The sequence below is a fragment of the Coriobacteriia bacterium genome (assembly GCA_013334745.1).
Classification (GTDB): domain Bacteria; phylum Actinomycetota; class Coriobacteriia; order Anaerosomatales; family JAAXUF01; genus JAAXWY01.
The window spans coordinates 13,415-38,001 of record JAAXWY010000020.1; the positions used below are offsets into that span (position 1 = coordinate 13,415).

The 24,587-nt window shown below is 65.4% G+C and carries 25 protein-coding genes and 1 riboswitch; of the genes, 9 read left to right on the top strand and 16 right to left on the bottom strand.

Features of this window, described 5'->3' with window-relative positions:
• Positions 1 to 103: 103 nt before the first annotated feature.
• Positions 104 to 1,513 carry a hypothetical protein gene (locus HGB10_06575; GenBank protein ID NTU71467.1) on the bottom strand — a complete coding sequence of 470 codons (1,410 nt, stop codon included), beginning with the start codon at positions 1,511 to 1,513 and terminating at the stop codon, positions 104 to 106.
• 10 nt (positions 1,514 to 1,523) lie between these two features.
• A riboswitch (cyclic di-GMP riboswitch) is annotated at positions 1,524 to 1,598 on the bottom strand.
• A 373-nt stretch (positions 1,599 to 1,971) separates the two neighbouring features.
• Between HGB10_06575 and HGB10_06580 the strand changes: the two genes are divergently transcribed.
• From HGB10_06580 to HGB10_06590, 3 genes are read left to right on the top strand one after another with little or no spacing between them, the layout of a single operon-like run.
• Positions 1,972 to 3,474 carry a hypothetical protein gene (locus HGB10_06580; GenBank protein ID NTU71468.1) on the top strand — a complete coding sequence of 501 codons (1,503 nt, stop codon included), beginning with the start codon at positions 1,972 to 1,974 and terminating at the stop codon, positions 3,472 to 3,474.
• Complete coding sequence (locus HGB10_06585; protein NTU71469.1) at positions 3,471 to 4,958, top strand: glycosyltransferase; 1,488 nt, start codon at positions 3,471 to 3,473, stop codon at positions 4,956 to 4,958. The genes HGB10_06580 and HGB10_06585 overlap by 4 nt, the downstream gene beginning before the upstream one ends.
• Entirely contained in the window at positions 4,955 to 6,157 is a 1,203-nt protein-coding gene (locus HGB10_06590; GenBank protein NTU71470.1) for a hypothetical protein, read from the top strand. The genes HGB10_06585 and HGB10_06590 overlap by 4 nt, the downstream gene beginning before the upstream one ends.
• 13 nt (positions 6,158 to 6,170) lie before the next feature.
• Here the strand turns inward: HGB10_06590 and HGB10_06595 are convergent, their stop codons facing one another.
• Positions 6,171 to 7,649 (bottom strand): oligosaccharide flippase family protein, encoded by a 1,479-nt coding sequence (locus HGB10_06595; protein NTU71471.1) that lies wholly within the window; start codon positions 7,647 to 7,649, stop codon positions 6,171 to 6,173.
• A 60-nt stretch (positions 7,650 to 7,709) separates the two neighbouring features.
• Here HGB10_06595 and HGB10_06600 point away from each other — a divergent pair, with 60 nt between their 5' ends.
• The 3 genes from HGB10_06600 to HGB10_06610 are packed head-to-tail and all read left to right on the top strand — an operon-like array spanning position 7,710 to position 10,275.
• Positions 7,710 to 8,603, top strand: coding sequence for a glycosyltransferase family 2 protein (locus HGB10_06600; GenBank protein NTU71472.1), 894 nt, complete (start codon positions 7,710 to 7,712; stop codon positions 8,601 to 8,603).
• 8 nt (positions 8,604 to 8,611) lie between these two features.
• A complete protein-coding gene (locus HGB10_06605; GenBank protein ID NTU71473.1) occupies positions 8,612 to 9,391 on the top strand; it encodes a polysaccharide deacetylase family protein in 780 nt (259 codons plus the stop codon).
• The gene (locus HGB10_06610; protein NTU71474.1) at positions 9,388 to 10,275 is read left to right on the top strand and encodes a glycosyltransferase; all 888 of its coding nucleotides are present in this window, start codon (positions 9,388 to 9,390) and stop codon (positions 10,273 to 10,275) included. Before HGB10_06605 ends, HGB10_06610 begins: the two co-directional genes overlap by 4 nt.
• On the opposite strand, the gene HGB10_06615 is transcribed toward HGB10_06610, so the two are convergent.
• The 7 genes from HGB10_06615 to HGB10_06645 form a co-directional block, all read right to left on the bottom strand.
• The gene (locus HGB10_06615; GenBank protein NTU71475.1) at positions 10,272 to 11,453 is read right to left on the bottom strand and encodes a glycosyltransferase family 2 protein; all 1,182 of its coding nucleotides are present in this window, start codon (positions 11,451 to 11,453) and stop codon (positions 10,272 to 10,274) included. The two genes, HGB10_06610 and HGB10_06615, sit on opposite strands and share 4 nt — an antisense overlap.
• Positions 11,454 to 11,633: 180 nt before the next feature.
• A complete protein-coding gene (locus tag HGB10_06620; GenBank protein NTU71476.1) occupies positions 11,634 to 12,014 on the bottom strand; it encodes a TIGR03987 family protein in 381 nt (126 codons plus the stop codon).
• Positions 12,015 to 12,144: 130 nt separating this feature from the next.
• Complete coding sequence (locus HGB10_06625) at positions 12,145 to 12,801, bottom strand: hypothetical protein (protein NTU71477.1); 657 nt, start codon at positions 12,799 to 12,801, stop codon at positions 12,145 to 12,147.
• An 85-nt stretch (positions 12,802 to 12,886) separates the two neighbouring features.
• The gene (locus tag HGB10_06630; protein ID NTU71478.1) at positions 12,887 to 13,564 is read right to left on the bottom strand and encodes a hypothetical protein; all 678 of its coding nucleotides are present in this window, start codon (positions 13,562 to 13,564) and stop codon (positions 12,887 to 12,889) included.
• Positions 13,561 to 13,848, bottom strand: a complete 288-nt coding sequence (locus tag HGB10_06635) for a hypothetical protein (protein ID NTU71479.1) — start codon at positions 13,846 to 13,848, stop codon at positions 13,561 to 13,563. The genes HGB10_06630 and HGB10_06635 overlap by 4 nt, the downstream gene beginning before the upstream one ends.
• Positions 13,849 to 13,946: 98 nt before the next feature.
• Positions 13,947 to 14,600 (bottom strand): hypothetical protein, encoded by a 654-nt coding sequence (locus HGB10_06640; protein ID NTU71480.1) that lies wholly within the window; start codon positions 14,598 to 14,600, stop codon positions 13,947 to 13,949.
• A gap of 92 nt (positions 14,601 to 14,692) precedes the next feature.
• Entirely contained in the window at positions 14,693 to 15,550 is an 858-nt protein-coding gene (locus HGB10_06645) for an aldo/keto reductase (GenBank protein ID NTU71481.1), read from the bottom strand.
• A gap of 201 nt (positions 15,551 to 15,751) precedes the next feature.
• Between HGB10_06645 and HGB10_06650 the strand changes: the two genes are divergently transcribed.
• Positions 15,752 to 16,945 carry a radical SAM protein gene (locus HGB10_06650; protein NTU71482.1) on the top strand — a complete coding sequence of 398 codons (1,194 nt, stop codon included), beginning with the start codon at positions 15,752 to 15,754 and terminating at the stop codon, positions 16,943 to 16,945.
• 17 nt (positions 16,946 to 16,962) lie between these two features.
• On the opposite strand, the gene HGB10_06655 is transcribed toward HGB10_06650, so the two are convergent.
• The gene (locus HGB10_06655; protein ID NTU71483.1) at positions 16,963 to 18,129 is read right to left on the bottom strand and encodes an aminotransferase class I/II-fold pyridoxal phosphate-dependent enzyme; all 1,167 of its coding nucleotides are present in this window, start codon (positions 18,127 to 18,129) and stop codon (positions 16,963 to 16,965) included.
• 180 nt (positions 18,130 to 18,309) lie between these two features.
• Here HGB10_06655 and HGB10_06660 point away from each other — a divergent pair, with 180 nt between their 5' ends.
• Together HGB10_06660 and HGB10_06665 are read left to right on the top strand one after the other, a co-directional pair.
• On the top strand, positions 18,310 to 19,050 hold the full coding sequence (locus tag HGB10_06660; GenBank protein ID NTU71484.1) for a hypothetical protein: 741 nt from the start codon (positions 18,310 to 18,312) through the stop codon (positions 19,048 to 19,050).
• 9 nt (positions 19,051 to 19,059) lie between these two features.
• Positions 19,060 to 19,284 (top strand): hypothetical protein, encoded by a 225-nt coding sequence (locus HGB10_06665; protein NTU71485.1) that lies wholly within the window; start codon positions 19,060 to 19,062, stop codon positions 19,282 to 19,284.
• A gap of 9 nt (positions 19,285 to 19,293) precedes the next feature.
• On the opposite strand, the gene HGB10_06670 is transcribed toward HGB10_06665, so the two are convergent.
• The 6 genes from HGB10_06670 to HGB10_06695 all read right to left on the bottom strand — a co-directional run.
• Entirely contained in the window at positions 19,294 to 19,677 is a 384-nt protein-coding gene (locus tag HGB10_06670; GenBank protein ID NTU71486.1) for a DUF2149 domain-containing protein, read from the bottom strand.
• A gap of 3 nt (positions 19,678 to 19,680) precedes the next feature.
• Entirely contained in the window at positions 19,681 to 20,316 is a 636-nt protein-coding gene (locus HGB10_06675; GenBank protein ID NTU71487.1) for a hypothetical protein, read from the bottom strand.
• Positions 20,317 to 20,347: 31 nt separating this feature from the next.
• The gene (locus tag HGB10_06680) at positions 20,348 to 22,141 is read right to left on the bottom strand and encodes a hypothetical protein (protein ID NTU71488.1); all 1,794 of its coding nucleotides are present in this window, start codon (positions 22,139 to 22,141) and stop codon (positions 20,348 to 20,350) included.
• On the bottom strand, positions 22,138 to 22,722 hold the full coding sequence (locus HGB10_06685) for a hypothetical protein (protein ID NTU71489.1): 585 nt from the start codon (positions 22,720 to 22,722) through the stop codon (positions 22,138 to 22,140). The genes HGB10_06680 and HGB10_06685 overlap by 4 nt, the downstream gene beginning before the upstream one ends.
• Entirely contained in the window at positions 22,719 to 23,177 is a 459-nt protein-coding gene (locus HGB10_06690; GenBank protein ID NTU71490.1) for a hypothetical protein, read from the bottom strand. The genes HGB10_06685 and HGB10_06690 overlap by 4 nt, the downstream gene beginning before the upstream one ends.
• 16 nt (positions 23,178 to 23,193) lie before the next feature.
• Positions 23,194 to 24,587: hypothetical protein (locus tag HGB10_06695; GenBank protein ID NTU71491.1), on the bottom strand; the 1,394-nt coding region annotated here is incomplete at its 5' end.

Below are 24,587 nucleotides of genomic sequence, written 5' to 3' on the forward strand. Positions count from 1 at the left end.
AACCGACCGATCCTGCGAATCGGGCCTGTACGCGGGGAATCGTAGCACTCGCTCGGCCACTGGTGACTCGTGGCCGCGCGCGATGCGGCTCCTGCGGTGGCGCCTAGAAGCCGGTGTTCAGCGCGGTCTTGAACGCTGCGGCGCTTGCCGAGGAGGACTCGACGCGCCAGTCGGCGTTCAGGGAGCTGGTCGAGTCGACATTGAACCAGCACACGCCCTCGATGCGCGTGTAGCGCGTCTTGATCTTCGAGAACATGTCGGCGACCCATGCAGCCTTGCTTCCGCCCTCTTCGGGACAGCCGATCTCGGCCAGGAAGAGCGGCTTGCCGGTCAGCGCGGTGACCTTGGCGTACGACGAGCCGATGATCGTGCTGAACGAGCTCCAGCTCGACCACGATGCCGAGACGCCCCAGTTGTAGGCATCGATGGAGACGTAGTCGACGTAGGCGTCGCCGGGATAGTACTTGTCGATGCCGTTGGCGGTGGTGTTCGGCACGCTGTCATTGTTGACACACCAGACGAACTTCACGTTGTCGGCACCGCGGGCGGCGAACACGTCGTGGATGTGCTGCCATGCCGCGACGACCTGCGCCGGGGTGTTCCCGTTCGTGGTACCGGACCACGGGTACCAGTTGCCGTTCATCTCGTGGAGCGGACGGATCCAGACCTCTCCGCCGTACGCCTTCGCTGCGTCCGCGAATGCGTTGAGGTACGCGTCCTTGTCGCCGTTGATGATCTTGGCGACTCCGCCGGTCTGGACGGACCAGAACTCGAGCGTGATCATCGGCGTCGAGCCGTGCTCGGCGACCCGTCGGACCTGAGTCAGGGGGAAGCTGGTCGCATCGTTGATGTACCAGTGCACCACTGCGCTCTTGCGACCAACGAGATCCTCGAGCGTGAGGAGCGGGGTGAGACTCGACGGACAGCCCGGCTGGAAGAAGCCGATCCAGCGACCGGTGGGCTCCGGCGTCACGGTGGCGGGAACGGTCGTGGTCGTGACGACCGGCGGCACGGTCACGGTGGGGACGACGGTACCGGTGGGATCGACTACCGGCACTGTCTCGGTAGGAACGACGGTGTCGGTGGGGTTCTCGGCAGGGACGGTCTCGGTGGGAACGACCGCGGGCGGGGTCGTGGCGACGACGGACGGCGGAACGACGACGGTGCCGCGGGTGCTGCCCTTGCCTGTTCGCGCGGTCCGAGCGACGACCCGGTAGGTCACGCGACCGGCCGAGGCGCGTGCGCCGGAGCTGGTCTTGAGGTTCCATGTCGCGATGTAACGAGTACCGGAGCGCTTGGCGGTGAGGCGACGAACCACGTGGCCACTGCGGTAGATGGCGATGCGAACCTTGCCGCGTCGCACGTGACTGCCGTGGAGGAGCTTGGCGGTGAAGACGATCTTGCCGCTCTGGGCGCGAGCGCGAGAGCGAACCTTGACTGCCGCGAATGCGGGAGAGGCCGATGCGGCGAGAATCGCCACTGCCACAAGAATCGAGAGTACGAGACGCTTCATTGCCTTCACCTTCGGTAGCTAGGCTGTCTCCGAGAGACCCTTGGCTTTGCGTCCCCGCCTCGCGACGGGTTTGCCTTTGTCGGGATCGGACCGGTTGGTTCGAAGTGATCCCTTGCTTACGTTTCAACGTTCACCATGTGTATCGGAAGGCCCGGACGCTTCCTCAACCCCCAGGAGTGCACTTCTTCTGTGACTTACGTCACACTCTGCCGCCCGCCCATGGGAACTCGGGGCCCACCCCCGCCGACCTCGGGATTCGGGTAACCTGAACGCAGCCATTTCCCCGAGCCCGGTGAGCGAACGAATTGTCGGATTTCCCTGCCGTTGGACAGAGTCGGTCCACGCGACCGAAACCGGACCGTAGCTGGCTCGCGGTCGCTGGCATCACGCTCCTGGGCGTGCTGGTTCGCCTTGCAACGCTCAACACACGGAGCTTCTGGCTCGACGAGAGCACATCGGTGCGGCAGGCCTCGTGGTCGCTCACCACGCTCATCGAGCGGATGTCGAGCAACGTGCACCCCCCGTTCTTCCACGTACTGCTCCACTACTGGGTGTGGGTGTTCGGGAAGAGCGAGGTCGCTGTCCGGCTGTTTCCGGCGGTCTTCGGAATCGCTGCGATCCCCGTCATGTACTGGTCGGCTCGGACGGTCTACGGCCGGCGCGTCGGGCTGATTGCAGCCTTCACGCTCGCCCTCTCGCCGTTCTTCATCTGGTACTCGCAAGAGGCACGCATGTACACGATGATGCTGCTGTTTGCGACCGGCTCGATCGGCGCGCTCTGGAAGTCGCTCGAGGAGAACCGCTGGTACTGGTGGGGCCTGTACGGGCTGTGCTCGGCGGCCGGCGCGATGACGCAATATTTCTTCGTCCTGCTCACGGGTATGCAGGCCGTCTTCGTGCTGTTCTACGTGGTCATCGCGCGAACGCGTAGCCTGCGCAAGGACGGCACCAGCGCGCTGTCGTGGACCCGTCCGTGGGGTATCTTCCGAGACGTTCCCGAGCTCTACGGTTGGCTCGCCGCGATGGTCATGGTCGCGCTCCCGCTCTCGTGGTGGCTGCCGAAGTTCCTTTCGCAGAAGGGCACGGCCGACCTGGCGACGCAGCCCCTCAACTACGGCTGGGACGCGCCGACCCTCGGCATCCACTTCAACGAGCTCATCGCCGTTCCCGTCCAGGTACTCACCGGCTTTCACTCGCAGCTGGTCTCGCGCGACCTGGCAGCGGTGTGGCCGCTGCTCATAACCCTCGTGTTCCTGAGTGTTGGGTTCGCGAGGCCCGTGTCGCGGCGCACCATCTACCTGCTCATCTCGGGTGTCGGCTCGGTCACCGTGCTCGCGGCACTCGGGCAATGGCAGCCGGTACTCGACTCGCGCTACTTCACGGCGTTCCTCGCACCCGTCGTCATCCTCTTCGCACGCCTGCTCGCCCAGCTCAAGCCACGCACCTACCGCATCGTCGCGACGTTGCTGCTCGTCATGTGTGCGATCGGCTGGGCCGACCAGTCGTTCAACCGAGACTCGATCGTGAAATGGGACAACCGTGAGGCGATGGAGATCGTCACGCGCGGCTGGCAACCGGGTGATGCCGTGCTGCTGGTCCCCTACTTCGTCAACTCGGTGGCGGAGTACTACCTACCTCCGCGCGTGTACTCGGCGACCAAGGGCCTGCCGGCGTTCGACCCGAAGGGAAGGCTGCGCTCCGACCCCGTGCTGCTTGGCGAGGACATCCGAAAGCGCGTGCACTCGGCGAATCGTGTCTGGCTCATAAGCTCATGGCAGGACACGCCGCAGATCACGATGGACCGAGAGAACGCCATCGAGTCGCTGATCGCGCAAGGCTACACGCTCACCAATGAATGGCAGTTGCACCGGATCGGCGTGTCGCTGTTCGTGGGCGAGACGCACAACAGCTTCTTCCTCCCGGCAGCGAGTGCCTCCTCCACGCAGGGGGTGACACCGTGATCGAGATTCCGCGCGAACGGCGCGCTACCTACCTGCGCAACTGCCGGATTCTGTCGGTCATCGCAGCGGTGTTCGCTCTGGTGTACCTGCGCTGGCTACTGCTCGTCGCCAAGCCGGAGAATCTGTTCCTGTACTGGATCCTGGTCATCGCCGAGGTGTTCAACATCGTGCAGGCGGCCGGCTATTGGATCACCGTGTCCCGGCAGCGCTGGACCGAGCCCGAGCTGGCGGACTTCTCCTCGTCCGAGGAGAGCATCGACATCTTCGTCACCGTGATGGGCGAGCCGATCGACATCGTGGAGAAGACCGTCGCCGCGGCGGCCCGGATCCGCCACCCACGCGCGCACGTCTGGCTCCTCGACGACGGCAAGAGCCCGCAGGTGCGCGACCTGGCCAGCCGGTATCCCGTCGGCTACATCGTGCGCGACAACAACCGCGGTGCGAAGGCCGGCAACATCAACCATGCGCTCTCCATGACGCACGGCGACTACTTCGCGATCTTCGATGCGGACCAGATCGCCCACCCCGAGTTCCTCGAGGTCGTCATGGGCGTCTTCGAGGACCAGAAGGTCGCGTTCGTCCAGACGCCGCAGGTCTACTACAACCGGCCCGAGAACCGCGTGGCCGCCGGCGCCCACGATCAGCAGGCGCTGTTCTACGGCCCCATACTCCGAGGAAAGAACGGCTCGGGCGCCGTCTTCTCATGCGGCACCAACGTCGTGTTCCGCCGCTCGGCGATCGAGGCCATCGGCGGAATCCCCGAGGACTCCGTGACTGAGGACTTGCGCGCGTCATTGCTGCTGCTCGACAAGGGCTTCACCTCCGAGTACGTCGCGAAGGTCGTCGCCGAGGGCCTCGGCCCCATGGACGTCGGGTCGTACTTCAATCAGCAGTTCCGGTGGGGCCGAGGCGGGCTGGAGATCCTCTTCAAGCGGCGGCCCTTCTCGGCGAAGATGCGCCCTGCTCAGGCGTTTCAGTACGCGCTGAGCTTCATCTACTGGTTCACAGGCTGGGCGTACCTGTCCTACCTGCTGCTCCCCGCGTTCTATCTGTTCGCGGGCGCACGCCCGGTCCAGGTCCCCAACAACTATCCCGTCCACTTCCTGCCCTACGTGCTCTCGGCGCTCGCCTTGCTCGTCTACTCGGGCAACTACCAGCTCCGCTTCGATGCGCTCTGGTTCACGCTCGCGTCGTTCCCGGTCCAGATCAAGTCACTCTTCTCTGTGTTCTCGGCCACTCCCGGCAAGTTCGTCGTCACTCCCAAGACCCGCGGCCGGGTCACTCTGAAGCCGGTGCGCTGGCAGATCGCGGTGCTGGCGGGACTGACGCTCGCCGCTGTATACGGGCTCCTCACACAGGGCCCGCAGCCGTCCGTGATCAACAACGTGGCGTGGATCGTCGCGCACGTCGTCATCCTTCAGGGCTTCGTGCGGTACTCGGTGAACCCCGCGACCCCCGAGTACGAGGAGTCCGATACACCATGAGGACGTCGTCGCGGGTAACGCGGACCCACCGGATGCTCGTCGTCGCGCTCGCGCTCGCGACGTGCATGCTTGCGTTGACCGGTTGCGGCGGCGCGGGCGCGATACCCGGCGGGGGTGGGGGCGCCGTGCACACCGACGGACCGGCGTGGTCTGATGCGGCTACGCCCACAATCCCAGTCGCCAGGAAGCTCGCGGCTCCGGCTGACGGCGCGTATCTGGGGACGTACTCGCCACCGGCGCCGTACACCATCACGCAGCTGGAGTCTGCCGAGACAACCGCCGGCAGAGGCGTGTCGATCGTGATGTGGTACCAGCCGTGGGCGGCCAACAACCGCTCCGAGTTCGATCCCGGCACGTGCATCGCCGTCATGCGGCGCGGCAAGGTCCCGATGATCACCTGGGAGCCGTGGGACGCCGGTCAGAACGCCAACGACCTGGAGAACCCCGAGGAGCAGCCCGACTACGCGCTCAAGCGCATCAACAAGGGCGATTTCGACCCCTACATTCGTCAGTGGGCGCAGCAGATTCGCGATCTCGGCGGGCCCATCATGCTGAGGCCGATGCACGAGATGAACGGTGACTGGTACCCGTGGGGCGGCACTGTGAACGGCAACACACCCGCTGAGTTCATCACCGCCTGGCGCCACATCCACGACATCTTCGAGGCCGAGGGTGCAACCAACGTCACCTGGGTGTGGTCCATCAACCACCAAAGCGTGCCCGATACCCGCGCGAACTCGTACGCCGCGTACTACCCCGGAGACAAGTACGTCGACTGGACCGCGATCAGCGGGTTCAACTGGGGCACCACCCGGGCCGACAGCGTCTGGAAGCCGTACTCGAAGATCTACTCGGAACCGCTGGCCTACCTTCGTACGCTCGACAAGCCGATCGTGATAGCGGAGTTCGCCTCGGTCGAGGAGGGCGGCGACAAGGCGGCCTGGATCACCGATGCGTACGATCGGATCGCCGCGAACGACTCGGTCGACGGCATCCTGTACTACGACTCGGTTGAGCGCGGAAGCCAGACGAACCAGGACTGGCGGTTCGCGACCACACCCGCCAGCGCTGCGGCGTTCAGCGAGGCCATCGCGCGCACGCACTTCCTCGACGGCACGCCGCCCGAGTTGCGGGACTGGGCGAACGGCCTGAGCACCGAAGAGTGGCAGTACCTCGCCGGCATCACGCCCTACTACTGAGACCGAGTCGGCGTCACGCCGAAGAGCCTGCGCGACCTCTGGCAACGATTCCTCGGACCGACGCCCTGTCGTCGGCATCGAACTCGCCGATGAGCGCGAGCAGCCCCAGGTAGAGCACGCCAGCGGCCAGAATCACCACGGCGTACACGGCGGTCTCCACAAGCGGCAACTCGGAGAGCGTGGCGGTTGCCTGCGCCACGAAGTGAAGCCCGGTGCCGATCACCGCGGCCGCGGCGAGGGATCGCACCAGCGTCGACAACGGGCGCCATCCGAGCATGTCGCGCAGCGCGATGGTCGCCCATGCTCCGGCGATGAGCCCGGAGATGGCTGCGGCTGCGGCCGCACCGTAGACCGACCAGCGGCTCGCAAGTACCGCCAGAAGCACCGACTCGAGGATCACCGACGAGATCAGGATCGTGAGCGCCTCTTTGCGCTGGTCACGCGCCATCTGCACCTGAGCACAGATCGCACGCACGGTGCGCCCGAGTCCCGCCACCATCAGAATGCACAACGGGATGTAGGCACCGGCGAACTCCGCCGAGTACAGCAGGTGCAGTGCGATGCGACCACTCGCGATGATGATGCCAATGCCGATGGTCGTCACGATGATCGCCAACCTCACCGACTGCAGTGCGTAGCGATTCGCAAGCGCCGAGTCGCCGTCGGCGCGGGCGCCGGACACGGACGGAAACAGCACGCGCTCGAGCGCGGTGAAGATGAACGTGGGAATCTCGCCGAGCACGGCTGCGGATGCGTACCATCCCACCGCCACGGCGTTGGCAACGAACGCCGAGACCAGCCACAGGTCCACACTCGTCGCGAGCCCCTCCACGAGGCTCAGGGCCAGGAACGGGATCGACGCCACGAGCAGGTTGCCTACGAGCGGCGTGAGCTCGGCCAGTGACACGGCTTCGCGATCGCGCGGAAGCGGAATGAACGCCGCTGCAAGGCCGACCAGAGACGCCAGCGCGTTTCCGATGAGCGCACCGGGCACGGAGAACCCGAACAGCACGAGGCCCGCGATGGCGGCGAACTTCGCCGTGGCATAGACGGTCCACGCGAAGGACTGCCTCTCGTAACGATGCCGCCCAAGCAGGAGTGCCGATGCCGTCATGAACAGCGCATACACAGGGATATCGAGCGCTGCCACGCGCAGCAGAAGCGCGAGCCTCGGCTCACGGAGGAGTATCGAGATCGGTCCGGCGAGCACGAACAGCGCCCCGAAAGCGACGAGTCCGATCAGCAGTTGCCCGAAGTACGACGCGCGCGTGAGCTTGACCAGCTCGCCCGGGGCCTCGGCAAGGCGCTTCGTCGATACTTTGATGAGACCCGCGAACAGGAGGATCTCGAACCAGTTGAGCACCGACAGCGTCAGGCGCCATTGGCCGAACCCGGCCGGACCCAACTGCCGAGCGAGGTAGGCGTAGAGCACGAAGGCGGTGGCAAGATGCCATACCTGCCCTAGGATGCCGAGAAGTGCACCTCGTGCCACGCTCCGACGCACCTCGCACCCCTCCCCTGCCAGCGAGCCTGCCACGCTATGATAGACGACATGGAATCCCCCCGACTCAGCTTCCTCATCGGCACGAAGAACCGGCGAGACGCACTGGCAGTGTGTCTCTCGAGCATCGAGACGCAGGACTACGCGAACCGAGAGGTGGTCGTGGTCGTCGACGGCTCGACCGATGGGACCGCCGAGATGGTCGCCGAGCGCTTCCCCGACGTGAACTGTATCGCGCTTGCTGAAAGCGGTGGGCTTGGTGCCGCGCTCACAACGGGTCTGGCTCGGGTCACCGGCGACGTCGTGATCAACCTCGACGACGACTGCGAGCTTACAACCCCGGATACCGCCACTCGGATAGCCGCCACGCTGGTCGACAACCCCGACTTCGACGTCTTGTGCTTCAAGGTGACGGCCCCCGACGGCAGCATGCGCCGCCGCGAGATTCCGTTGCGTAGCAAGCGAATGCCCGCCGAGAACACCGAGATCGCGTACTTCCTTGGAGGAGCGGTCGCGTTTCGGGTGCCGAAGCTGCGTGCGGCCGGAGGCTATCCGGACGGCGTGCGCTGGGGCTCGTGGGAGAACACCGTGTCGTTTCGCCTCGCACGCGCGGGCAGCCGCATCCTGCTGGTTCCCTCGATCGTGGTGACGCATTACGCTATCCCGGCCGCTCAGAACACCGGCGACCGTGAAGCAAACTACGTCCGCAGCGAGCTTCGCATCGCGGCCACATTCCTTCCGGTGCCGTATGCTCAGGTACATGCATTCCTGTGGATCGCCGAGAGCTTCGTGGCGGCGGTGCGCAACGGCCGAGCCGGCCGCATGCTCGTCGGCATGCGCGAGGGGCTCTCGGAGTGGGGAGAACGGCGCTCGGACAGCAGTGAGCGACTGACGCTCGAACAGACCCGTCGGCTCAGCCGGCTGTCGGGCCGGACCTGGTACTAGGGATCACGATGACACACGACTGGCCACTCATACTCGCATACCACCACATCGTGACCGGCCGACAGAGTCGCTACGCGAGTTCGGTCGACGCGCTTGAGCGCCACCTGACGAGCATGCTCGAGGACGGCTTCACGCCGCTCACGCTTGAGGAGGCGGTCGCCACCGGTCCGTTCGGAACGATGACCGCAACGCCCAAGTCGTTCACGATCACCTTCGATGACGGGCTCCTGAGCCTCGGCACGCTCGCCCTGCCCATCCTCACGCGGCTCGGGCTCGCCCGCCAGACCACGACGTTCATCCCCACCTCGTTCGTCGGCAAGGACAACGAGTGGCGGACCAAGCCCACGACCCTCCAGCGGATCATGCCGTGGAGCGAGGTCGAGGAGCCGCTCTTGGACTGGGATGGGATCGCCGAGCTCGCCGCCGCAGGCGTCGCGGTCGAATCGCACGGTCACGCGCACCTCCCCATGAACAAGCTCAGCTACGAGGATGCGCTCGATGACATCACCACGTCACTTCGGATTCTCGGCGAGCACGGATACTCGCCCCGCTACTTCGCACTGCCCTTCGGCTGGCATTCCCCCGAGACCGAGCGCGCACTTGCGGACTCCGGACTCGACGCGGCTGTGAGCGTGAAGTGGGGCGGGCACAACCGATACGAGATTCGCCGCATCCCGATCTACGGAACCGACAGCGTGTTCACAACCCGCCTGAAGCGCTCGGGTCGGTACTTCGACGCGTTCGACACGGTGGCGCGGCTCGCCGGCAAGAAGCGGTACGCCCGATGAGCGACTCGCCCGCCGTCACGTTCGGGATCATCGCGCGCGCGCACATCCCCGAGCTCGACCGACTCGTCGACAGGCTCCTGGCCATCGAGGGTCCCGCAGACCGTGAGATCGTCGTGGGCGTGGAGGACGCATCGGCCGACTCCGTGACCGAGAACGTCGATGGCCGTGGGGTGCGGTGGCTCTCGTTGCCCGCCCACCGAGGGATTCCCTACAACCGCAACCGCGTGCTTGAAGCAGCATCGGGCCGCGTGTTGATCGGCGTCGATGACGACTGTGAGCCCAAGGACGGGTGGCTGGTGGGGCTGCTTGGAGCCCTGGATGACCCCACCGTGAGCGCGGCGGTCGGTGACATCGAGATTCCGCCCTCGGGGCTTATCGGCGACTCGATCTCCGCGCTCGGCTTTCCGGCCGGCGGAAGCGCCGGGTACGCGACGATGTTCCCTGTCGACGCCGACGGCACGACGCACAACATCGCAGCAGGCAACTGGGCGACTCGGACGGCGGTCATTCGAGAGCTCGGCGGGTTTGACGAGTCACTGACGTGGGGTGGCGAGGACACCGATCTCGCGTTCCGTTACGGCAACGCGGGCAAGCGCATCGTATTCGTCCCCACAGCGGTGATCGTTCATCCGGCCCGCACAAGCCTGTCGCAGTTCTCGCGCTGGCTCTACGTACGCGGTCGCGCCAAAGCGCAGTTCTCCCGACGAGTGCCCGTGAGCGGATTCGTCGCCAACCGACTCGCGAGCTTCGGCCGGATCCTGAAGCAGCACCTCAAGGATCCCAAGCTCCTGCTCATCGCGGTATTGCTCGTGGCGAGCGTGGGGATCCAGTGGGTCGGCTTCGTCGCCGAGCAACTGTCACCTACGGACGGCACGCGCCCCTAGACGGCGTCGCGCGTCAGCTCGACTCCTACCGCAACAGGCTGCGCATCGCGGTCGCTCGCACGTCGCCGCGGGGCGGCGGGCTGCGGCACGGACGTTGGTGCGTGCGCCGCGTCGCGCGACCCCTTGCGGCGCTCGACCTGAACGCCTGGCGCAAGCACGATCGCCGAGCGGCGGTCGATGCGCACGACCTGCGCGATCTTGGAGCCTGCTGCCTGCGGGCGCTCAAGGTTGTTGATCATCTCGGCGAGCAGGCCGAACACGAGCAGCTGGATGCCGGTGATGAGGAAGAGTGCGCCGAGAATCAGCGAGGGCTTGCCCGAGATGCTCTGGCCCATGAAGGCTGCTGCGAATCCGAGGTAGGCGAAGACGGCGGTGCCCATCGCAAGGAACCATGCTCCGAGTCCCCCGAGAAGGTGCAGCGGACGGTCACCGTAGCCGGACAGGAAGAACACCGTGAGGAAGTCGAGCGCGCCGCGCATGTAGCGCTCCATGCCGTACTTGGAGCTGCCGCTCGTGCGGTAGAGGCTCTCGACCGGGACTTCGCATACGGAGTAGCCCTTGCGCGCCGCCAGGATGATGAAGAAGCGGTGAAGCTCGCCGTAGCCGTACTTGATGAGGTCGTCTGCGGCCTGGTGGGTGAACGCCTTGAGGCCGGCGTTGATGTCGTGGAGCTTCACGCCGGTGGTACTGCGCACGAAGAAGTTGAAGAACCACGACGGGATGCGCTTGGAAAGCGGATCGCGACGAACCACCTTGTAGGCAGTCGCCACATCCCAGCCCTCGATGACCTTGTCGATCATGCGGATGATGTCGTTGGGGTCGTACTGCATATCGGCATCACAGATAACCATGATCTCGCCGCGCGCATACGTGAACCCGTTCGCAAGCGCGGCCGCCTTGCCGAAGTTGCGTCGATGACGCAGCCCACGTACACGGCTGTCCATCGTAGCGAGCGCCTTGACCTTCGGCCACGTGGCGTCATTGGAACCATCATCGACGAAGAGGATCTCGAAGCTGTGGCCGGCCTTCTCAAGCACGTCGACGACCTGCGCGTAGACGCCATCGACACTGTCTTCTTCGTTGTACGCAGGCAGAATGATGGTGACGTCAACCGGATCGTCCGGCGCGCCGAGGCCCATCGCTACATCCATGCGGCGGTCTGATGCGTTCATCGACATTGCAGCTACCCCTTGTATTCAGTACTTCGTGTGACAGGCTGGCAGGCCGAGTATTCGTCACAGCGAAACGAACCCCAATCCCGACCTAGTGCGTCCTTCACAGTCACTATTCGGAGAGTTGGACGTCCAGCATAAGGGGTTTTGTGAGGAATCTCACATAAATTTACGCAAACGGCGGGGTCAGCCGCGTGTCGCCATCCGATATCCGACCATCGCGAACCCGCTGAGAAGCGCGATCATCCACAGCACCCATACCACGACGCTGAACCTGTGGAACTGGTGGAGCACCCGTTCGCGACGCATCAGCAGCGCAATCGTGGCCCATGTTGAGTGCAGCAGCATGAGTGCAATCGCGCTTGCGCCTGTGACACCGTGGAAGTCCCACTTCCAGCCGCCTGCGAGTTGCGCCATGAGTGTGGTGCCCGTCGTATCGAATACGAACCCGAGCCAGAAGAGCACGAGGTGCCACGTCTTGAGAACGCCCGCTCGCCGCTCGGCGAACACAGCGACGGTGTAGACGGCTGCGGCCACGAGGATGGTTATCATCGCGGCGATCAGTATCGGGCTCACGCTCTTGCGCCTCCCCTGACTCCGAGAAGCGGGACTGCTGCTCGGACCGACCTCGCCCACGGCGAGACCGCTCCAGCATAGCGCGTCGGCAGCCGGCTTGAGCAGCGTGTGGACGCGCAGACTAGACGACGTCGACGCGCCTCCAGGCGCCTGCTGCGATTCCAAACGATGGCAGGTACCAGACGAGCGCGCCAACGATGTAGATGACGACGTCCTTGCGCTGCATCGTGGCCAGGGTGCGATCGTCTCGCAGGGTGAGCACAACGACGATCGCGACGACAGTGAGTGCGAAGAGAATGGCCGCGGTCTGGGCCGCCGAGCGCACGGTCATGCGGGTACGAAGCCGTCGCCACGTCGCCGGCAGCAGCGGCAGAGCCAGCGCGATCAACGAGGCGATCGCGATGGGGCCTGCGATGTCAAAGCCGGCAGGCGTGAGCACCTGGCTTATCGGCAGGACGATGAAACTGCTGGTGAACAGCACGGTGACTCCGCTGAGCAACACGAGCGGCACGAGCACCGCTGACCGCAGGAGCTTGGTGCGCATCGGATCTGCGCTGTCGGTGAGGAACGTAGCGAGGATCGCCAGCACGAACGGGACGGTGACCAACGAGACGTAGGCTGCCGTGTACTCGCGAAACGGGAGTCGCGAGATGGCGAACGCCCCGGGCACGAGAAACAGGATCCCGAACGCGTACGTCACGGCGTACGTATCGAACACGCGTGGGGCTTGAGTTGCGGGCTGTGCGTCGACCGCGTCGGCGGCGAGTTCGGTCGTCATTGGCTCCTCCAGGCAAGTGTGCACTTCGGAGCCAGTGTGCGCACGCGCGAGCCATGCGTACATGACCTACGTCAATTCGCGAGAACTAGCCGCGAACGCCTGCGGCCTCAAACGCGATAACGCTGCCGCCCAGATCGCCCGACTGCGATGACATCGGAGTCGAGCTGAACACCAGGTCGGTCGAGGTGCCGTCCGGCCACTGCGCCGTCAGCCGCCTACGATTGAGCGGACCTTGGGATGCGATCTGGGCCAGAACGACCGTCTCGGAAGTAGCAGGATCGACGAGCGTCCACGAGGGAGTGATTCGAACCGAGCCGCCGGTATCGCTGCGCATTCCCAGAATCCGCTCGGCGCCTTCGTTGGCGAACGTCACAGCACCCGTGGGTCCCACGACCAGGATTCCCCCGGGAACCGTGTCGACGATATTGAGGAGCAGATCGTTTTGCGCGCTCATCTGGCGGGCCGAACTGAGCTGGGCTTCGACCTGCTGGTTCTGCAACATCATCGTCGCCACATAAGCGATGGCGGGGATGAACAGGATCTCCGCGAAATCCTCGAAGGTGTCCAGCAGCGTGGTGAAGCCTGCGTGCTCGAGCACGTTGGAAAGCCCGACGAAGGCGTACAACCCCATGGCGCCGGCGAAGACATTACGAACGGCCCGGCTGACAAGCGGCGACTCGAACCTCCCGAACAGCACCAGCAGCGCCGCGGCAGCGAAGCTCACGGCCGAGATGACGTCGAGGGCGACGACAGCCGTGTTCATCGCTTCACCTCTCCGCCAGGCCCCATCGACCGGCGCAACCGGACGATGCCGACAAGGAATGCAACGCCGGCGACAGCATACGAAGCGTGCTCCAGCAGGTTGAACACGTCAGACAGCCAGAACCCCTCAAGGATGGTGAATGTGTAGCCGCAGATCATGGCCGCAAACGCCGCGTAGACCGCCGCAGGTAGAACGATCTTCGTGCGCCGAAACGAGGCCACGATGACGGGGCCCAGGGCCAAGAGAAGTACAAGGTCGGCTATCTCACTCGGCTGATAACTCACGTCTATCCCCCAGGCGACGGTGCCGTGTGTCCCTCGGGTATGTGTCTACCCAACTCGGGCGCTCATCGCACCTCGAAACCTGAGATAACCCGGGCCGGCTACTTGCCCGATCCCGTCGCAACGGCCGATCCCGTCGAGCCCACAGACCCGCTGGCAGCAGCACTTCCACTCGTCGTCGACGACGCGCCGCTGTGGGACGCAGGCGGGGTGTTTCCGCCCATGAAGGGCGCACCGAGCACCTTCTTGAGCGCCGTGTACACGGCCTTGTCACGTTTCGCGTACTTGTCGCCCTTCTCAGTGACGAAGATAACGACGAGATCGCCCTGGCGGAAGAACGCCGGCCAGCCGGTCCAGTTCACGTTGATGCGCTGCTCGGGCGTCGCGCCGAGAATGTACCCGCCCGCGTCGACCGTCCTGGCGGCCGCGTTGGCCTCGGGGCCGGACTTGAAGCGATAGACCTGGAGGAACGCGCCGTCCACGGTCATGGGGATGTAGGTTGCGGGGATGAAGAGTCCCGAACGATCCGTGGGCTCCTCTTTGACCTTGACCCCCTCGGCGGACAGCTTCTTCTTGAAGTCGGCCACCGTCATCATCGTGTCGACGCCGAGCGTCGCGGCGACGCTCGCCGTTGCCTCGCTCTTCGTGTTGTCCACGCTGGGCGGTGGCGGAGTGCCCTGCGAGCATCCTGATGCAAGTATTCCGGCGGCAAGCGCGGCGAGCAGTGCGACGAGTGCGAGCGTTCGTGAGTTCATGGTGCGATCTCCTGTTCGGCGCCCGCCCGCAGAGGCGCGTCGCGCATGCGTGTGCGTGGCTGTGGGAATCGTGGCTGACGCTGTGGCAGCCGTCAATCCGAGTTGCCGGTCACGTACGTTTCGGGATTCGGGCCGATACGCTCGCAGGCATCCAGAGCGTCGATCGTCGCCATCTCCTCAGCGGTCAGTTCGAAGTCGTAGACGTCGCAGTTCTCGGCGATGCGAGCGGGATGGATGGACTTCGGTATCGTCACGAAGCCCTTCTGCAGGATCCAGCGAATGGAGACCTGAGCAGGCGTTTTGCGATGCGCTCCGGCGATGCCCACGAGCTCGGGAATCAGGTTGACGCGTCCGCGCATGATCGGCGCCCATGCTTGGAGGGTGATCCCGTACCGCTCGCAGGCGGCCTGGAGCTCGGGCTGCTGCAGCCGGGGGTGGAACTCGAACTGGTTGACCGCCGGCATGACCGAGGCGAACTCGGCGAGTGTGTCGAGGTGATGCGGCAGGAAGTTGCAGACCCCGATAGCGCGTGTGTGCCCGCTCGCAAGCAGCTGCTCCATCGCACGCCACGTGTCGCGCATCCGCTCGACCCACGGCCAGTGGATGAGGTACAGATCGACGTGGTCCACGCCGAGTCGCTCAAGACTGCTCTCGCACGCCGAAAGGGTCGACTCGTAGCCCTGGTCGTCGTTCCACAGCTTGGTCGTCAGGAACACCTCGTCACGAGGGATGCCGCTCGCGCGCAACGCGTGGCCGATGCTGGGTTCGTTGCCGTAGAGCGCAGCGGTATCGATGAGCCGATACCCCAGCTCGAACCCGGCCGTGACCTCGCCCTCGACGTCGGGGCCCTCATCGGACTTGTAGGTGCCCAGACCGAGCCTGGGCATGAGCACGCCCGGTGCGATCTCGACCGTATCGGCGAGTGAGGTGATGGTGGGGCGTGTGGGCATCGTGGTCCTCTCGCAACGCGAGTTCGGGCGTTTGGTCCCTTGGGTGATGAAGCACCACCCATACCAGCACGCGCACACAATAGTTACAAGAGTGCGCGAACGGGGCTCTCGGTCGCATAATGGGCTTCCGCACGGGCTTCCGCCCGCGCCAGCGTTGCAGGCCGGCAGCCTCGCGACGCCCCATCGCAGGAGGCTACCTTCATGGCACACGTACGCTCGCTCTTCTTCAACGGTCCGCTGTCCGACGTCGAGAACAAGGCCGTCACCGCCTTCAAGCTCGGCCGTCCCAGCGACGTCATCTGGAACATCACGAACAAGTGCAACCTACTGTGCGATCACTGCTACATGGCCGCCGACTGCACGAGTCTGCCCAACGAGCTCTCCGACGAGGAGACCATCGCACTCGTTCACCAGATGGGCGAGCGCGAACTCCCGGCCCTGTTCCTCTCGGGCGGCGAGCCGATGATGAGAAGGAACTTCTGGGAGATTCTCGAACTCGCACGCAGCTACGGCATCCGCGTGACGGTCTCGACGAACTGCACGCTCATGAACCGTGAGGCCGCTAAGCGCCTGCGCGCCAACGGCATCGACTGGATCGCCACCTCGCTCTACGGCCCCGCCGACTTCCACGACGCAATGGTGGGCGTCCCCGGCACGCGCGATCGCGTAATCGAGGCGATCAAGATCCTGCGCGAAGAGGGCGTGAAGGTCGCGATCAAGACCGCCATCAGCGCCGCAACGTGGCCGCACGTCTACGACCTCATCGCGGAGGCGAAGGCGCTCGACGTCGGCCTCCTGTACTTCTGCGACCTCATCACCGCCGGCCGCAGCGAGGGCGAGGACGACGGCCGCATCACCGCTGCTCAGTGGCGCGAGCTCGGCGACTTCATCGTCGAGGACATCCTTTCCGAGGAGTCCACGATGGAGTGGGACATCGGCGCCATGCCGAGCTTCATCCCCTTCGTCGCCGAGAAGTTCGTCGAGCGCGGCATCGACGTGAGCAACGGCCTCGAGCGCCTCAAGACCATCAGCGCCTGCCCGGTGGGCAAGGGCCACATGAACATCAACTCCGAGGGCGGCATCATGCCCTGCCAGTTCGCGCAGGACTGGACGATCGGCACCGTGCGCGAGATGACGCTCCAGGAAGCCGTGTGCAAGCTCTACGAACTCGACCAGCAGGAGTCAGAGGGCGTGTGCGCCCCCGAGGCGTGCGAGTACTCGCGCATCTGCCGTGGCTGCCGCGCCAAGGCTTGGCAGCGCACCGGCGAGCCGATGGCCGAGGACATCACGTGCCTGCTTCACGCCGAGTTCGACCGCAGCGAGCTCGTCGCCCACATCGAGGCGACGCCGGAGTTCGAGCGTTCGGCACCGTGCAGCGTGCCGGGAGCCTGCTAGGCGCCCGAGAGCGACCCTCAGCCCCGAACTGCGCTCGCGACACGGTCGATGATCTCGTCGAGGATCTCGCGCGACGTCGCGAAGTTGAGGCGCGCCCAGCCGGCACCCGCGTGGCCGAAGTCCAGCCCGCTCGACAGCGCCACGCGCCCTCGCTCGAGGATCGCCTTCGCCGGGTCGTCGCCGAGGTCGTAGGCGCGCATGTCGAGCCACGCGAGGTAGGTGCCTTCCGGCGGCGTGAAGCCGATCTCGGGCAGCTCGCTCGCGAGGCGCATGGCAAGGTGGTCGCGCTGCGCCGTGAGGTGCTCCCTGACCGCCCCAAGCCACAGCTCGCCCTCGGTCCACGCCGCGCGCGTCGCCATCGCACCGGGCGTCCCGACCGCGCCGAGCAGGTGGCGCGGGAGCTCCTTGAGCGCCGCTTCGACGCCCGCGTGGCCGATGTGCGCGACCGCGCAGTGCAGCCCCGCGATGTTGAACGCCTTGCTCGCCGCCGAGATGGTGACGGTACGCGCAGCGGCATCGTCGGAGACAGATGCGAGCGGCACGTGCGTCGCACCCGGATGCACGAGGTCGCCCCAGATCTCGTCGCTGACGATGAGCAGGTCGTGCCGCTCGGCGACATCAGCGATCGCTGTGAGTTCAGCGGCGTCCAACACCCGACCTGTGGGGTTATGCGGATTGCATAAGAGAATCGCGCGGGTGGTTGAGTCGATCGCTGCTTCGAGTCGCTCCGGATCGAGACGCCAGCCGTCAGGATCGAGCGGGCATTCGACGACGCGCCTGCCGGTCGACTTCACGGCCGGGTAGAACGGGTGGTAGACCGGCGTGAACAGCACGACGCCATCGCCCGGCTCGGTGTGGAGCCACAGCACCGTCTCGACCGCCTGCATCACGTCGCAGAAGACGCGGGTGCGCTCGACATCGGGCCGCCAGCCGTGCCGGCGGGCTTCCCACTCCGAGAACAGCTCGGGCAGTTCCTTGTGCGCGGCGAAGTTGTACCCGAAGTCGCCGCAGGCAGCGAGCTTCGCAACCGAGTCGACGGCTGCAGGCAGCGGCGCGAGGTCCATATCGGCGACCCACGCCGGGATCACGTCGTCGTCGTAGCGCGACCACTTGATGCACGAGAGCGATCGCAACCGCTCGAGGTCAGCTCCGGACACCGTCACGCGCGCTTCGCCTGCCGTCATGTGGCTCACCTTCGGCTCGAATCCGTCGTCGAAACCGACGATACCACCCGGTTGCGATGTCTCGCGTTCGGACCGTTCATGAACCATACTCGGCAGGGTACATACCGCTCCGAGTCGTGGGGCGTTCAAGCAACGATTCCGGCCGGAGCACCCCTGCCGCCCGCACGAAACGGAGCACTCATGAGGATCCTGATCTCGATCGACGACACCGACGATGCCGACAGCAAAGGCACCGGAGAGATCGCCGAGATCATCGCCGATTCGCTCGTCGCAGCAGGCCTCGCGACGGTGGGTCGCGTCACCCGCCACCAGCTCCTGATCCACCCCGACATCGCCTACACCTCGCACAACAGCTCGATGTGCTTCGAGGCCGATATCGCCGAGGAGTCGCTCGCCGAGGTCATCGAACGCGCCGCCGAACGACTTGCCGCCGAGAGCGTCGAAGCCGCGGATCCGGGCCTTGCCGTCGTCGTCCCCGAACGCCTCGCGGACCCCGAGCGCCTGATGACCTACGGGCGCGAGGCCAAGGAGCGTGTGATCCAGAAGGCCGAGGCCTATGCCCTTGCCGAGGAGATCGGCGCGCACCTCTCGGAGCACGGCGGAACGGGCATCGGAGTGATTGGCGCCCTCGCAGGGGCCGGACTCAAGCTCACCGGCAACGACGGCCGCTTCAAGGGCAAGTTCCGCCTCAATGCGGACGACCAGCGCGTGGCGGATGTCGAGCACATCAAGCATCAGGACATCGATGAGGTACGCACGCTCGAAGGCGTGGTTCTTGACGACGATGAGCGCGTGGTGGTGGGTCAGCACTGCAAGCTCATCCTGCGCGACGGGATCGCGGTTCTTATGGTGCAGCCCAGCGACGAGGGTGCACCTGCGCCGTGGACAGTCGTCGACCGCAAAGCGCTCCGGGCGTTCTAGGGTAGCCCGGTGCCGATCGTCGAGACATCAGCCGACCCGGCCTTCGTGGGTTCCGTAGACGACGATGCGGCGGTCACCGAAGCCGCTGCCCTGGCCTGCGAATGCGTGGGCTTCTCGCGTGACGATGATGACGAGTGCTACGTCGAATGCGACGAACCGAGCTGCTTCAACTGCCGGGCACGGCGCTGGACGCAGACAGGCTTCACCTGCACGAAGGGGTTGCTGCGCGGCTGACGCTGCAGGCTACTGGGTCGGGCCGCTCGGCACCCATATCATCTCGCCGGACTGCAGCCGGTAGACCGTACCGACCGCGGTGCCGGGACCTTCGGTCTGCACGCCCGTCTGCTTGAGCCGCGTGATCTTGCCGCCCTTGCGCGTGACGATCTCCATGTTGGGAGTGCCGGGGTTCTTCACGATCGTGGTGTCCGCGTTGGTGAGCAGGTCGTTCAGCCCAAACGAGCTGAGCGCCATGATGAGCAGACCGATGCCGATGAGCAGCGCGATGTCGAAGAGATTGCCCATCATCGACATCGGGTCTTCCTGGTGGATCGGGTGCGACAGTCGGCGGTGGCGCATGAAGGTTCCACCCGAGCCGCCTGAAAGCCGCCTGCGATCATCCAGCCCCATCGCTCACGCCTCCAGCAGTTCGAGCGCGTACTCGATGTCGCCGATGTCTTGCATGTACGCCCGCTCGCGAAACATCGATACGACGAAGGCGATTCCGCTGACGAGCAACGCGATGACCGTCGTCGAGAAGGCGACCACAAGGTTGTTCGATAGCGCTTCGAGGTTGCCGGATGCAAGCCCCACGAGCGCCGGGCTGATCGGGATGAGCGTGGTGATGAGGCCGATGATGGGACCGAGACGGATCCAGATCCGCGTGCGGTCGAGCCGCTTCGTGGCGAGCATCTCGACCTCGGCCAGCAACTTGGAGAGCCGCGTCCGGCTCATGTCGGCGCCCGTGCCGAGCATCTGCACGAACTGCACCACCAGCCAGTTGCTGCTCATCGTGCCGAGATCCATCACCGCCTGCGAGGGGTTATCGGACGCCGTGCTCAGACGCGCCGCGGCCACAGCCGACTCGATCTTGGCGACGGAGCGCGTGCGATCCCGTCGCAGCATCTCCAGCGTGAATCGGCCCAGCTCGAAGGCGTTGTAGACCAACGCGAACCCGAGCAGCACAAGTATCGGGTAGAACAGCGCCGTCGCGACCGGATACATCGCGACCTCGGGGTGAGCCAACGCGTTTCCGATCCTTTGAAGCATCACGCCTCCTGAAAGTAGGCCGGTATCCTCATCAACTTGCCGTCATCGAAACTGCGAGCCTCATGAACAATCGAGATGCGGGTGACCACGCCAGTCCGATCGTGTAGGCGGCGAACAGCACCGCTATCCCGGTCCCGGTCGAGGTTCCCGTCGCAGCGTCAGCGCCGAACCCCCCGGTGCCCGAATTCCCGATGGGCCCGCCGACCTCGTCTTTGACCTCGCTCATGACCCAGCCGCTCATCGTTGTCGACTGCGTGTACGCCGCTTCCCCACTGCCGCTCCCCCCGCTCGTCCCACCACCGACGCTGGAGCCGTCGCCGCCTGGCGCGAGCGTGGTGGTTTCGTTCGAACCGCTTCCACCAGCGGTGGCCTTATGCGAACCGCCATGAGTCGTCGTGCGTTGCGAGCCCGGCGAGTTCGAGCCCCGGCGCGGCGTAGGCTTCGGCTTGGCCGTCCCACCGTTGTTGTTACCGGTGCTTGGTGCGGTCTCGCTCCACGTGATCGAGAGATCGTTGACCACCGGTGCCTCGTCGCCGTCCCCGGTCGTCAGCTGCAGTCGATACTTGATGCCGGACCCCTTGGTCGATACGGGCAACTTCCCGCCATTCGGGACGTCTTCCCACGTCTGCCCGTCGGTCGAGTACTCGGTCATCACCACCGAACTCCCAGGAGACGTCGACCCGACGCTGAACTTCGTGAACCACTTCATCTTGCCGACGGCGGGATCGATGAAGCCCGATGTCGCCACCCACGAAGTACGCGGCTTGTATCGATAGCGTGCGAGCCGCGTGTTCCCGAGATCAGCTATCACGGTCGACCCGTCAGCCAGTCGCACCACCGCACGCGGATCACTTAGCACGCCACCACTCGGGGGGAGCCGCCCGATCGTGCCGTACGATTCGACGACGGTCCCGTTGTGGTCGACCTCGATGACGCGAGCGTTCTCGGAGTCGCAGATGATTGTGTTGCCGTTCGCGAGACGTCGAGCGTAGTTGGCGCCGAAGAGGTGCTTGTCGTCGGAACCGAATGCCGATGTGACGCCGAACTGCCAGACGATGCGCTTGTCCTTGGTGACCTCGATGACTCGCTGGTCCTCGGAGTCGCAGATGAGGGTGTTGCCGTTCGACAGACGTTGCGCACTGTGGGGGCGAACCAACAGACCCGCGCCCGGCCCCTCCTTCTGATACGTGCCGTACGACCAGACGATATCGAGATCCTCGTCGACCTCAATCACGCGGTTGCCGAGACTGTCGGGTATCAGGTAGTGGCCACCACCTACGGGCTCGATGGCGAACGGGTCCAGGACCTGGCCAGCGTTGGTGCCCGTCGTCCCTCCGAAGTACCAGACGACATCGAGGTCCTTGTCGAGCCGAAAGACCCTGCCCTGCTTCTGCAGCGCACCGCGATCAACCACGATCATGCCGCCATCGTCCATCGGCAGCGCGTCGAAGGGTCGCTCAAGGCCGGGTATATCGGCCGCCGTGTAGGTGCGAAGAACGGTGCCCGACTTCGAGATGCGCATGATGTAGCCATGCTTGCCGCATGCGACGAGATACGAGCCATCGGTCATGACGCGCAGGGAGCGCGGCTCGAACTCGATGGCCGCGCCACTGTAGACGGTGAGCGCCTCGTAGGGCGGCGTGAGCCGTTGGTCGCCCGCCGAGTCAGCGAGGGTGAGCAGCCCACCGGTGTCCGCGAGCGTGAACGCATGCGAGCCCGCACCCTCCTTGATGACGCCCGCCATCGCAAGCGTCGGCGCCGCGATCAACACCGAGCACGCGAGGGCGACAGCAACGACGCCGCGGATGCATCCTCTCCGCTTCACTCGCCCACCCCCGGCGGAGCAGCACTCTCGGCGATGCCCGCGAGCTGCGGAATCTGGGCGCGAATGAGCGTGCGAAGGATGAGCGCGGCGACGAGCCCTCCGAGCGCTCCAAAGGCGATGTGCAGCACCAACTGCAGCGTGATTCCGGTGGCGAGCACCGCTCCCGTGAGTCCCGCCGCCCACCCCTGCACAAGGTCGACAGCCACCTTGGCTGAGTGCGCAAGCGCGCCGGCAACGATCGCCGGCAGGAACTGATCGAAACGCTGGCCGAAGAGCGGTGCCAGCGCATCGAGTACCAGCCCCGGGAGCACGTACTTGGCTATCGTGAAGAAGATGGCGGCGTCGCTGGGCTGGAAGATGGCGACGAGCGTCCCTCCCAGAAGCCCCATGAGAGCGCCTGCACCCGGATAGCGCACGACCGAGCGGCCAACGATGAGCGCGGCGATCCAAAGCACCCCCGCGTGACCCGGGAGCTTGATCGGCATCCGCAGCACCGACTTGGCGATGAGGATGAGCACCGCGACGAGCGCGATGACCGTCATCTCGCGCACGCCGAGCTTCGATGTCTGTGACCTGCTCACCTTACCTGTATCTCCGTCACGTCTCTGACCCTCATATCGCGCGGGATCAACGGACCCGCCACCTTCACAGTGCCTCGCTTCGCAACGTCGAGCACGGTATCCGGGCCGAGGTCGGCATACGCGATCTCGAGCCGCCCGCTGTCACGCGTCCCCATGCCAAGAACGGTCACGGTGCTACAGCCCGAGACGCCCGCAGCTGCGAGCACATCGACCACGGGTGCGCCCCGCTCCACGCCGCCCTGAGTCGTGACGGTCCGCTCGCCAACCGCTGCCAGCCCGGCTAGATCGAACGAAGCGATCTCGTCTCCGTCACGAGTCACGCGGACGCGGTACGCGCCCTGTGGTGCATTCGGCGACGTGACCGACCGCTCGGCGTACCATCCGAGCCCCATCGCGGCCACAAGCACAACGACGACAGCGATCACAGTGATGCGGCTTCGCCTCGGCATGCTCATCGCGAAGCGCCCGTCACTAGCGCTTCAGGACGAGGCCGTCGACCTCGACACGCTTATGTCGAGTCACGCCCACATTGACGAGCTTGACCGTGTACGCCTTCGTTCCGCTCGACCTCGAAAGGATTCGGAATACCTGGCGGTACCTCGTCTTCGTCGAGTGCAGGTTTACGGTCGCGACCTTCGATCCACGGTAGTAGACAGCGACCTTGCCCATCGTCGGGCCGGTCTTGGCGACGAGATAGAGCGTCCCCTTGGTGAATGAGACGGTGGCGGAAGCGCCCTTCCTCGTGGTGTATCGGGTCGACCCCCCGTAGTAGTACTTGCTGCGAGCGGTGCTCCAGCCCGAGGCGTACCGCAGCTTGGCCTGATCGTAGGGGACCAGCGTGCAGGTGATGGTGGTCCAGTCGCTGGCCAGACCGGCTGCGTCAAACGCCCGGGCCCGGAAGTAGTTGTTCGAGCCGTCAGTACCGACGAAGACCGCTGATGTCGCGAGTGTGGATCTCCACGTGGTCCAGGAAGCGGTGGTGCTGCTACGCCGCTGGACCTCGTAGCTCGCCAGCCCGGAGACCGTGTCTGTAGCACCCCACGAAACACTGAAGCTGCGTCCCGCACTTGCGGGCGTCGTCATCGCCGGAGACATAAGGAAGACCGCCTCGGGTGTTGATGTATCGACCTTGAAATCGAGTGTCGCGGTTGCGCTGAAGCTCGAACCGTCGGTATCGAGGAACGACAGCGTGGACAGCCCACCGGGGATGGTCACCGGGCCGGTGTAGGTAGTCCACTCGCTTGGCGACGCCTCGAACGAGTAGAGACTGGTGCGGCCCGCGAGCGTGTTGAGCGCGACCGTGGGGACCGTCTGGTACCAGCCGTCCTCGCCGTCGGGCACACCGGGCGTGACCTCGACCTGCGGGCGCGCGACGAGTGGGAGCGCCGTGGCCGTCTCGGTGCGAGCGCCGACGTTGGTCGCGAGATCGAACGCGCGTATCTCGTAGTGGTAGGGCGTGCCGTTCGTCAGCCCGGTGTCGGCGAACGACGTCGCGGTGGGCGCGAGACTCGCCAGCAGTTCGTGGCGATTGGAGTACGCGGCGCCCACGGGCGCACTGGTCCAGCGATAGACCCTGTAGCCCGCAACCGCCACGTTGTCGGTCGCAGGAGCCCACGTCACGCTCGCCGTCGCATCACCTGCGACGGCCGAGACTATCGGCGGTGCGCTCGGGGGGATGGCGTCGGCGGCCCCGAGTGCGACGTCTGTGTCGGCGTCACTCAGCGTGAATCCCTCAGCAGGCGGCCACGCGATACCGCCGATCGTCACTCGCAGCGGAACCCCGTAAGGCACAGCCGCACGGAAGTCGCCCGTCGCTCCGGCCGGGCCGAGGTCCTCGTCATCAACGACGTAGTTCACATCGTCAT

Coding starts and splice junctions, on each gene's coding strand:
- HGB10_06575 (NTU71467.1), bottom strand. CDS start 1,513: ATGAAGCGTCTCGTACTCTCGATTCTTGTGGCAGTGGCGATTCTCGCC.
- HGB10_06590 (NTU71470.1), top strand. CDS start 4,955: ATGAGGACGTCGTCGCGGGTAACGCGGACCCACCGGATGCTCGTCGTC.
- HGB10_06600 (NTU71472.1), top strand. CDS start 7,710: ATGGAATCCCCCCGACTCAGCTTCCTCATCGGCACGAAGAACCGGCGA.
- HGB10_06605 (NTU71473.1), top strand. CDS start 8,612: ATGACACACGACTGGCCACTCATACTCGCATACCACCACATCGTGACC.
- HGB10_06610 (NTU71474.1), top strand. CDS start 9,388: ATGAGCGACTCGCCCGCCGTCACGTTCGGGATCATCGCGCGCGCGCAC.
- HGB10_06615 (NTU71475.1), bottom strand. CDS start 11,453: ATGTCGATGAACGCATCAGACCGCCGCATGGATGTAGCGATGGGCCTC.
- HGB10_06625 (NTU71477.1), bottom strand. CDS start 12,801: ATGACGACCGAACTCGCCGCCGACGCGGTCGACGCACAGCCCGCAACT.
- HGB10_06630 (NTU71478.1), bottom strand. CDS start 13,564: ATGAACACGGCTGTCGTCGCCCTCGACGTCATCTCGGCCGTGAGCTTC.
- HGB10_06640 (NTU71480.1), bottom strand. CDS start 14,600: ATGAACTCACGAACGCTCGCACTCGTCGCACTGCTCGCCGCGCTTGCC.
- HGB10_06645 (NTU71481.1), bottom strand. CDS start 15,550: ATGCCCACACGCCCCACCATCACCTCACTCGCCGATACGGTCGAGATC.
- HGB10_06650 (NTU71482.1), top strand. CDS start 15,752: ATGGCACACGTACGCTCGCTCTTCTTCAACGGTCCGCTGTCCGACGTC.
- HGB10_06655 (NTU71483.1), bottom strand. CDS start 18,129: ATGACGGCAGGCGAAGCGCGCGTGACGGTGTCCGGAGCTGACCTCGAG.
- HGB10_06660 (NTU71484.1), top strand. CDS start 18,310: ATGAGGATCCTGATCTCGATCGACGACACCGACGATGCCGACAGCAAA.
- HGB10_06670 (NTU71486.1), bottom strand. CDS start 19,677: ATGGGGCTGGATGATCGCAGGCGGCTTTCAGGCGGCTCGGGTGGAACC.
- HGB10_06675 (NTU71487.1), bottom strand. CDS start 20,316: ATGCTTCAAAGGATCGGAAACGCGTTGGCTCACCCCGAGGTCGCGATG.
- HGB10_06690 (NTU71490.1), bottom strand. CDS start 23,177: ATGAGCATGCCGAGGCGAAGCCGCATCACTGTGATCGCTGTCGTCGTT.